Below are 7,091 nucleotides of genomic sequence, written 5' to 3'. Positions count from 1 at the left end.
ACGCCAAGAATCTTACATCCCTATCCCGGAGTGCGGTTTAATCGTTTGCATCCAAGGTAAGAGCCGTATGCGGTAGTTCCGCACGTACGGATCCGTGCGAGGGGCGGTCAGCAATGGCCGGCTCTATCGCGATAGTCGTTTTTTCCGCTTTCTGCCCCGCCGGCTTGCCAATGAACCGCTTTGTGGAGCGCGTCGGTCTCTGTTTCTTGGTTCGAGTGGTCAGCCCAGTATCTCCTATTTGAGGGTTGGGCAAACTCCTCCAATAGAAGCGCTGGGACGGTCCTTTTTTATTGATTTAAAGGATTTTGGGGACATACCAGGGGACGCTGCTCTTTGTTCTGGACGGGGCCACCTTGCATGCTCGCTTGGCGACCATGCCGCGGATCGCCCGCCCAGCCCCGAAGGATTTGATTTATCACGCCCTCAATCGGGCGGTCGCCCGGTTGCCGCTGTTCCAAAAGGAGACCGACGATCTGGCCTTCGAGCGCGTGCTGGTCGAGGCGCACGAGCACTTTCCCGTCGAGATGTTTGCCGACTGGGTGATGCCCAACCACAGGCATTTCGTTCTCCGCCCGACCAAGGACGGCACCGACTTCCTCCGCTGGCTGGCCCACGCGCACACGATGCGCTGGCAGGCCCATTATCACACGTGCGGCACTGGTCATCTATACGAAGGCCGCTTCAACCGATTCAAGGCCTTTCCCATAGGGGGCGACGAGCATTTTTACATGGTGGTCCGCTACGTCGAGCGGAACTCGCCGCGGGCCGGGTTGGTGGAGCGCGCCGAGGATTGGCGCTGGTCGAGTTTGTGGCGGAACGAGTCGGGTGGCGCCGCGGAGCGGGCGTTGAGGGAAAAAGCGGGGCGGGTCCGATATTGGTACTATGGGCGGCATCGATTTGCGGGTCGTGCGTTGCGAATTACCGCACGCTCTTCGCCTGCCCGCCTTTCGCGGACATCCATTCGCCCGGTAACTCGACTCCAATCCCAATCGCTTTGCGATTTCATCCTGCCATCGCGGCCTGCCGGGAGCGATGCTCTGCCGTAGTGCCGCCAGCTCTTGGTCGGTCTCGGCCGCGTTCACCAACGCCGTCCAATCCGCCGGGCGGTCGAGTGGCCACGCTCCTACTGCGCCTTCTTGAGCGTCGTCAGATATTCGACGACGTCGACCAAGTCTTCGGTCGTCATTAGTTTTTGCAGATCGGCGGGCATTAGTGACACTTTGAGCTGCGTTTTGCTTTCGATGTCGCTCGGCTTGTAGGTTTGCACGATGGCCTCGGCCGTTTTGATCGAAATCGCGTCTTTCGTTTCGCTGACGATGATGCCGGTCACGACGTTGCCGTTCTCCAGTTCGAGCCGCCATGTTTCGTAGTTGTGGGCGATGGCGGCGCTGGGGAAGAGGATCGATTCGTAGAGGAAATCGTGCGTGGCTTTGTTGCCGATTTCGGAAAGATTTGGGCCGACATCTTTGCCGACGTGGTTGATCGTGTGGCATTTGACGCACGTGCCGGTGGTGTTGAACACAATCTTGCCGTGAGCGGCGTTGCCGCGGCGCTTGGCCAACTCGGCGAGCGGCGGCAGATGGCTTCCGCCGGCCACGTCGGGCAGCTTGATATACTTCGCCGCCATGTCGCGAATACGGCGATCGCTCGAGCCGCTCAATGCCTTGCCGACCGAGTACTGAATTTCGACCGGCACTTTTCCTTTGCTCGCCAATCCGGCGAGGGCTTGCTCGCCCAGCCGGCTCCGGCCAAGCGCTTCGACGGCGGCATTGCGCACCGTTTGCGGCCGAGCGGCGTCGAGGGCCACGGGCTCGAGCAGTCCGACGACGCCCCGTTCTTGCGAGAGGCCCAAAACGGTGGCCGCCTTGAGAGCCGTGGCTTCGTCGCCCGCGAGCGCCTTCTTGAACAAATCCTGCTGCCCGCTGCGCAATAGCTGCTGGGCGGCTTTGACGCCGAGGGTGGTCGTGGATTGGTCGAGCGCGATGGCCAGCACGTCGGGGCCGCGATCGGTGACGTGGAATGCCGACACGAGATCAATAAACTGCTCCGTGCCGCGGCAACCGTTGAGCGTTTGCTCGATGATCGACTTCACTTCGGGCGTGTTGGGAACGTTGCCGTGCAGTTGTTCCAATGCCAGCGAATTGATCGCCGCTTGCTGCGGACTATGACCGCCGAGCAATCCGAGGAGCGCCCAATCCTTCGACGGGTCGGTTTGAAAATCGAAGGCCCGGAAATAACGTGTGCGATCGGCTTCGTCGGTCGCCGGGTCGAGAATCAGCTTGGCGAGGTAGGGAATCGCTTGCTTGCTGCGGCTGCGCCAGATGACGTCGCGCCCGCCGGGCGTGTTCCAATCGTTGCCGACGCGCTTCAGCCAGGCGGCAAAAAACGAATCCCATTGCTTGTCGGCGCCGATCCCCAGCGCCTCGAGATACCAGCGATCGTGGCCGTCGTGCTGGATGGCCAAGTCGGTCCACAACTCGGCGGCTTGTGGCGACGGATTATGCCGCAGCGCGATCGCGCATTCGCGCCGCACCTGCGGCGACGGATCGCGGACCAATTGGGCGACGATCGGCAGCACGCTGCTCCCCGCGTCGCTGTCCGCCAATTCGCGCGCGGCCCGCAAGGCCGTGATGCGGATATCGGAATTCGAATCCTTGAGCCCGATTTCGATATGCTTGGCCGCGTGGCTTTCGATCTTGCTCAACAGCCACAACGCGCGGGCGCGGAAACGCGGGTTGTCGGATTGATAGAGCTTTTCAAGCGCCGGCTCGGCTTCAGCGCCGGCGGCGTGCAGGCGGGTCCAAGCCATGTAGCGGACCGAAAGACACGGATTTTTTAGGGCCTCGATCGCCCCGGCAATCGTGTTGAAATCGAACTTCGGAACCACATACTTGCTCCCCTTCGGGGCGACGCGGAAGATGCGGCCGCGTTCGGTGTCTTGCTGGGCATGCCCGCCGACGCCCGGATCGTACCAATCCGCCACGAACAGCGAACCATCGGGCGCGATGCACACATCCACCGGCCGGAACCAGCGATTCCGCGTCCCGCTCAGGATATCGACGATCTCGGCTTTATAGCCGGCGCCGTCATTCGTGACCGGATAGGCCCGGACGACGCTCGGCCCGGCATCGGCATGGATGATTTGGTCGTGAAACACCGAGGGCAGCAGATCGCCTTCGTTGACGGTGATGCCGCACGGTGCGCCGGCGCCGGTTTGCAAAAGGTTCGGCACCACGCCCGGGTCGCTCAAATGCCAGTGGCGGAGCGGCGTTTCCTTGGGCTGGCCTAGATAATACTGATTCCAGCCGGCGCCGGTCATTTCGTCGGTGTAGCCGTAGTTGCCGTGCTCCATGACGTAGTTGATCCGCACGCCGCGATTGCCGTCGTCGTCGTTGTCGGATTGCCACATCGTGCCGAAGCTATCGACGCATACTTCGTAGTTGTTGCGGAAATTGTGGGCCAGGGTTTCGAAATGGCTGCCGTCCATATTGCAGCGGAACACCATGCCGTCGCGATACGGCCGGCCGCTGTCATTCACCACGTTGCCTTCCCTGTCCACGACCGGCTTGCCGGCAGAATCGTGTACCGAATGGCCTTCGTTGCCGTAATTCCAATACAGCTTGCCGTCGGGGCCGAACACGAAGGTGTGCGCGCCATGGTCGTGCTGTTGGCGGCCAGTGTTGGTGAACAAGGCTTCTTTTTTGGCGACGCTGCCATCGGCGCCGACGGTGAATTCCCAGACGTTTGGCGAGCAGGAGACGAGCACCTTGTCGCCCAGCACGCAAACGCCCATCGCCGCATCGATGTCGCGGTTTTGATAGAAGGTTGTAATTTTATCGGCATGCCCTTCGCCCTTCGTATCTTGCATGACGAGAATCCGATCGCCGGCTTTGCGAAGGCCCTCGTGCCCGCGATAGTTTTGCACGTCGCACACCCAAACGCGCCCCTGCGGATCGATGTCGATATTCGTCGGGTTGGTCATTTGCGGCTCGGAGCAGAACAGGGTCACCTCGAGGCCGTCGGCGACATCCAGATAACTAGTCGCTTTGGCCGGATCGTGATCGACTTGCCCGCCGCCGCCGCCACCGCCACCACTGCTCATGGCGGCCAAGAAGCGATGCGGAGGCTTGTCGGTGAAGACCAGAAACTTCACGCTCGACGGCGACGGATTGCCCTGGTCGCTCCCGCCGTTGTCGATGCCGGCATGGGCTTTGAACCGCGTGTATCCGGCGGGCAGATCGTAGACGATCAGCGAATCGGAGTGGGTGCCGATGCCGTAGGCAACCGGCTGGCCGTCGATTTTCATCGGGCGGCCATTGACGTTGAGATTCGTATGCGGCTGGCCCCAGCCGGAGCTCGCCGATCGCCAGTGCAGGTCGGATAGTTTCTTCTCGCCGCTGGTGCCGACCAATCGGGCTTGGCCCCAATCGGCCCAGTCGGCGGCAATGCCGTCGTCGGCATCGGTGACGACTAAATAGAGCTGCTTGGCGCCGGCGATATCGGCATCAATGTCGACGGCATGGCCGGGGGTTCGCGACGTGACGACCGGGCTTTCGAATTTTGGCTTGCTTTCCGCGGCTTGGGCGGTCGCAACAGCCACCGCCGAAAGGATTGCAACGAACACAGAGAGGCGGGTGAAAGTCGTCATGCGCGGAATCACTCCAAGAAAAAGAAGAAAAATTTGGAGGGAAAGGTGGCTGGATGGAGCGGAGCGATATGGCACTGGGCCGAAATAACTATCGTTCTCCGCCGAACAGGTGGGAAATGTTAATTTAATCCGTGAGCGGCAAAACGCAATCCCCGCGGCGTCGGTGGCGGCCTGGAGGCGGTTCAGACGAAGCGGGCTCACGCGGCGTCGCGAAGGACGCGGAGAGAAGCGAGGGCTGACGCCGGGCCGCTTTGCGCGACGCGGCTTGCTCCGCGCGGCACGGCGAGACAGAATTGGGCGGGCGGACGGGGCGATTCGACGTTACTCGTGGAACCGTTGTTGAAGGGATGGCGATGAAAACGATTGCGTGTGGAATAGCTTTCGGTGCGATGCTGTTGGTTGCGGGGCTGGCGGTCGCGGCGGCGGCAGATGACACGAACGCTCGGCCGGTCGTCACGGTGCGGTCGTTGTTGGAGGAGATGACCGATCGCGACTCGAACGCGCGCTGGCCATCGCCGGCGTATGCGCTGCGCGAGGCGAGCAGCCACGATCGGCGGAAGAACGATCCGGCGAACGCTGCAACGTGGCATTCCAACACCGACTACGGCCAGTTCATCCGCACCGAAACGAACGAGGGCCGCAAGGAATGGGTGATCCTCGACGATCAGGGGCCCGGGGCGATCACGCGATTTTGGGCCCCGCTGTTGGCCGAAAAAGATTCAATGCGGATCCGCTTCTATTTCGACGGAGCGACGAAGCCGGCGATCGAAGCAAAATTCAACGATCTTGTTTGCGGGCAAGGATTCGTCGCCCCGCCGCTAGCGTTTGTGGCGTGGAACGACGTGCGATTCGCGGAACAGTCGAAGCCCAGCTATAAGGGCCGGCGCGGCGTGGCGGGGGATATGTATCTGCCGATTCCGTTTGCGAAAAGCTGCAAAATCACGCTCGATCAAGTGCCATTTTATTACGTGATCAATTACCGGATGTACGAGCCGGGCACAGAGGTCACGACGTTTTCAAAGGCCGATTTCGGAATTCAGTTTCACGCTCGCCATCCGCTCGAGTCGCTCGACTTCAAGCCGACTGTGAACGCCGGACCGGCGCTTCGCAGAACGCTTGCCCCCGGCGCGGAGGCCTCGATCGACTTTCCCGCCGGTTCCGGCGCGGTTCGCGGGCTTCAAGTGCAAATCGATCCGAATGATGCGCCGCTGGCGTTGCGGTCGCTGGTGCTCGAAGGGACGTTCGACGGCGAATCGACGATTTGGTGCCCGATCGGCGATTTTTTTGGGGCCGGCGTGCGGCTCAATCCCGTGATGGATTGGAACCGCACGGTCGAACCGGGCGGCACGCTGACGGCACGCTGGGTCATGCCGTACGAAAAATCGGGCCGGCTAACGTTGAAAAACGTCGGAAAGAAGTCGCTCAACATCGGGCTCGCCGCGGATACCAAGCCGTGGAAGTGGGACGATCGCTCGCTGCACTTCCACGCCAACTGGCACTGCGAATTGGGCATGAAAACGCGCCCCATCTTCGATTGGAATTACATCGAAATCACCGGACGCGGCCTGTATGTCGGCGACACGCTTACGGTGCATAGCGATGTGTCGGCATGGTACGGCGAAGGAGACGAACGCATCGCCATCGACGGCGAACGCGTGCCATCGCAAATCGGCACCGGCACGGAGGATTACTACGGCTATGCGTGGGGCATGGCCGGGTTTTTCAGCTCGCCGTTCATCTCCATGCCGCAGCGCGATAGTTCCGGGCAAGACTGGCGGGGCTACACGACCACATCGAGGCTGCGGTTGCTCGATGCGATTCCGTTTCGCGGTGAGCTGCGGCACAACATGGAAATCTGGAATTGGGCCGACACGCGGATCGATTACGCCGTGGCTACGTTTTGGTATGGCCGACCCGGGGCGAAGAGCAATCGGCCGCCGCAGCCGGCCGAGGCGGCCGCGGCCATCAAGGCGGCGCCGATCGATCCGAGCAAATACAAAATTGGCGGGGCCATCGAGTGCGAGACGATGCCGATTGTGGCCCATTCGCCGGGGCTGCAAATCTCTGCCCAAGACGCCGGGCTGCAAAGCGGCATGTGGAGCGGCGGCAAGCAATTGTTCGTGCAAGCGAAAAAGAACGGCGATTTCGTCGAACTGCAATTTCCGGCTTCCGGCGATCAACCGCGGCAACTGACGCTCTACGCGACCAAAAGCTACGACTACGGAATTCTGCGATTCCAAGTGGATGGCCAAACCGCCGGCAAGGATTACGACGCCTACGACGCGACCGCCATCGCCAGCGGCCCGATCGAGCTAGGCACGTTCGCGCCCAAAGACGGCAAATACACGCTGCGTGTGGAAGTCGTCGGCGCGAACCACGCCGCCCGCGCCCCCGCCCATTTCTTCGGGCTCGATTGTGTGCAACTAGCGAAATAGCGAACGCC

General features: G+C 61.5%; 3 protein-coding genes. 2 read left to right on the top strand and 1 reads right to left on the bottom strand.

The annotated features are described in order from the left end of the window. The first annotated feature begins 374 nt into the window (after positions 1 to 374). The gene (locus VHX65_05125; protein ID HEX3997913.1) at positions 375 to 1,046 is read left to right on the top strand and encodes a transposase; all 672 of its coding nucleotides are present in this window, start codon (positions 375 to 377) and stop codon (positions 1,044 to 1,046) included. 77 nt (positions 1,047 to 1,123) lie between these two features. Here VHX65_05125 and VHX65_05120 read toward each other — a convergent pair whose 3' ends face one another. Beyond that, positions 1,124 to 4,648, bottom strand: a complete 3,525-nt coding sequence (locus VHX65_05120) for a PVC-type heme-binding CxxCH protein (protein HEX3997912.1) — start codon at positions 4,646 to 4,648, stop codon at positions 1,124 to 1,126. Between the two features lie 389 nt (positions 4,649 to 5,037). Between VHX65_05120 and VHX65_05115 the strand changes: the two genes are divergently transcribed. Then, positions 5,038 to 7,083, top strand: a complete 2,046-nt coding sequence (locus VHX65_05115; protein ID HEX3997911.1) for a glycoside hydrolase family 172 protein — start codon at positions 5,038 to 5,040, stop codon at positions 7,081 to 7,083. Positions 7,084 to 7,091: the final 8 nt, after the last annotated feature.

Source organism: Pirellulales bacterium (assembly GCA_036267355.1).
In the GTDB taxonomy this organism is placed as follows: domain Bacteria; phylum Planctomycetota; class Planctomycetia; order Pirellulales; family DATAWG01; genus DATAWG01.
The sequence above is the reverse complement of the archived record's forward strand: the minus strand, read 5'-3'. Positions and strand labels throughout refer to the sequence as shown.

What these genes read in the sequence shown, in the direction of transcription:
- VHX65_05125 (HEX3997913.1), top strand. Translation starts at nt 375, where the DNA reads ATGCCGCGGATCGCCCGCCCAGCCCCGAAGGATTTGATTTATCACGCC.
- VHX65_05120 (HEX3997912.1), bottom strand. Translation starts at nt 4,648, where the DNA reads ATGACGACTTTCACCCGCCTCTCTGTGTTCGTTGCAATCCTTTCGGCG.
- VHX65_05115 (HEX3997911.1), top strand. Translation starts at nt 5,038, where the DNA reads ATGCTGTTGGTTGCGGGGCTGGCGGTCGCGGCGGCGGCAGATGACACG.